The sequence below is a fragment of the Flavobacteriales bacterium genome (genome assembly GCA_013214975.1).
Classification (GTDB): domain Bacteria; phylum Bacteroidota; class Bacteroidia; order DT-38; family DT-38; genus DT-38.
Window position 1 is genome coordinate 1 of record JABSPR010000391.1, and the last position, 2,296, is coordinate 2,296.

At 34.3% G+C, this 2,296-nt stretch carries 3 protein-coding genes; 1 reads left to right on the forward strand and 2 read right to left on the reverse strand.

The window, feature by feature from the left end:
* Positions 1-126 precede the first annotated feature (126 nt).
* The gene (locus tag HRT72_12310) at positions 127-597 is read right to left on the reverse strand and encodes a hypothetical protein (protein NQY68487.1); all 471 of its coding nucleotides are present in this window, start codon (positions 595-597) and stop codon (positions 127-129) included.
* 225 nt (positions 598-822) lie between these two features.
* On the opposite strand from HRT72_12310, the gene HRT72_12315 reads away from it, so the two are divergent.
* Complete coding sequence (locus HRT72_12315) at positions 823-1,176, forward strand: hypothetical protein (protein ID NQY68488.1); 354 nt, start codon at positions 823-825, stop codon at positions 1,174-1,176.
* Positions 1,177-1,431: 255 nt separating this feature from the next.
* On the opposite strand, the gene HRT72_12320 is transcribed toward HRT72_12315, so the two are convergent.
* Entirely contained in the window at positions 1,432-2,100 is a 669-nt protein-coding gene (locus HRT72_12320) for an IS6 family transposase (protein ID NQY68489.1), read from the reverse strand.
* Positions 2,101-2,296 lie beyond the last annotated feature (196 nt).

Sequence of the window (2,296 nt, forward strand, 5' to 3'; positions counted from 1 at the left end):
GTGGTATAACAGAGAAAGAAGGCACTCCCACTTGGGCAATAAATCAATAGAACAATTTAATCAGAATAATAATCAATTTAATCAGGCGGCATAGCTTAACTTAAACTCCATTTTTTTGTTGCAATTTCAGTTAGCATTGTTGAAGATATCCAAAGCCGTTAAATCATTATAGGAACAGCTAAAATATTTAAGAGCTGCATGATTCGTCACATCCAAACTCTCTAGCTCATTATTGTTACAATAAAGCTTAGTAACCGCCAAACTACCAGATACATTCAAGCTATCAATGTCGTTATCGGTACAAATAAGTTCCTCAAGAGCGGTATTACCAGATACATCCAAACTTGCTAAACTATTAAACTTAGTGAGTGATGTAAACGCTGCTATCCCAGTTAAGTCTAAAATTTGCAATCCGGTTACATTTATTTCACTGGCAAAGTCGGCGGCCTCAATCGAATCAATTATATTATTTCCATCCGTATTAATTGAATCTTGCGCTACCAAATACGTGTTAAAATTCGCGTCGGGGATGTTTATTTGGGCCTGAACTGAAAAATAAAAAAAAAGAATCAGGAAGGTAATTACGAGCGATTTCATGTCCCTTTGTTTTGATTTTAGTAAAGATAACGTATATCATGCTTATCAATGAATCAAGCCCATGGCAGCTTGCAAGCTTACAAAGTGCTTGTAAAAATATTGCTGATTATCAATACTTTATTTATTCCAAACTTACTTAACCATCAAATATAATGCAAGTTACATTTGTATATTGAAACTTTATTAAATCTGCTGCGTTGCAATACCACATCAACTAATTTAACTATGAATACAGGTACATGGATATTAGTCATAGAGGAAAGTGAGGTTGTGAAGTATTTGGCGCAGAAAGCTCTTGACAAAACAGACGGAAATAAGAAAATAAGATTCTTGCAAGATGGTGTAGAAGCCATGCATTATTTAATGCAATTAATGGAGTACGAACTCGCATTTCCAGATTATATTTATATGGATACGGAAACAATGGCATCTAAAGATGTTAAATATTCCGATGTGTTTGAGAAAATTACCAGTATAGATAAAAGTAATAAAACGCATATCATTTCTTTAAAAGAACTGATTTCAAAAGGTGCTAAAGTTTCTAGAGTTTTAAAAGGGAAAAGCAAACTTGTTGCTTAACATCTCTTTTTCGATTGAATAGGAATTCTTCTATTGATCTTCTGGACTTGCTACATTAGACTGGACGGTTAGTTAAGATATTGTTGCTATAAATTAAATTAGCAAAATGTCAAAAACAAAAAGGAGTTACACAGCTGTCTATAAACGTAATACTGTGAAGTTATCAGAAGAAAAGGGTAATGTGTCGAAAGTCTCGAGAGAGGGTACTGTCGCATTAACTTGTACTGATTCTGAAAAAAACTGGATTTCAGACTTTTACGCAGCTAAAGAAGCGAACGTTTTAAAGTTCGTTTTTCGAGATTTATCTAGCTGATTCTTTCTTATAATATTCACGACCTCTATTCCTGATAGAGTCCGCTGCGCTGACTCGAACTCTTTGAATCCTGTCATATTTACTATTCTTCTTTTGATATTTCGATGGTCTTGTTCAACAATGTTATTTAGATACTTGCACTGCCTAATTTTGATATTCTTCTTATAAAGCCCCCTCCTATTTACAACTTGAATTGCGGCGTAATTAGATCCGCTTTTATCAATATTTATCACCCGTGGTTTGCCATTATTGTTGATGGATTTATTGAAGAACTTATGTGCTGACATGCGTTGTCTCCTTTTTGTAAGTAGGAAGTCAACCGTATTTCCATCCTTGTCTACTGCACGATAAAGGAATCTGTCCTTCCCACCTACTTTTATGTGGGTCTCATCCATTCTCCAACTATCTCCAGTGCGATACTTTCTTTTGTTCATATTATTCTCAATCTCTGGAGTGAATTTGAACACCCATCTTTGAATAGTAGAATGATCAACATCAACTCCTCTGATTTGCATCAATTCTTCAACATCTCGATAGCTTAAAGAAAATCTAAGTTTAAAATAAACGGCTTGCTGAATTATTACTCTTGGGTAGCGATGATGTTTGTACATAGTTTCTGGATTTTAGAAACCTAAATTACCACATCTGATATTTGGACAAGTTAATGCGAATTCTAAGATAGAAACAAGGACTTTTAAGAAATATTTCAAGCTGCATGTTTCGCCATAATTACGTAGGGCGTTCCTCTTTTTACTACAGCAAAAACCCTGTGAATGAGTTTGTTTCTAATGATGTTAATTGTACTCA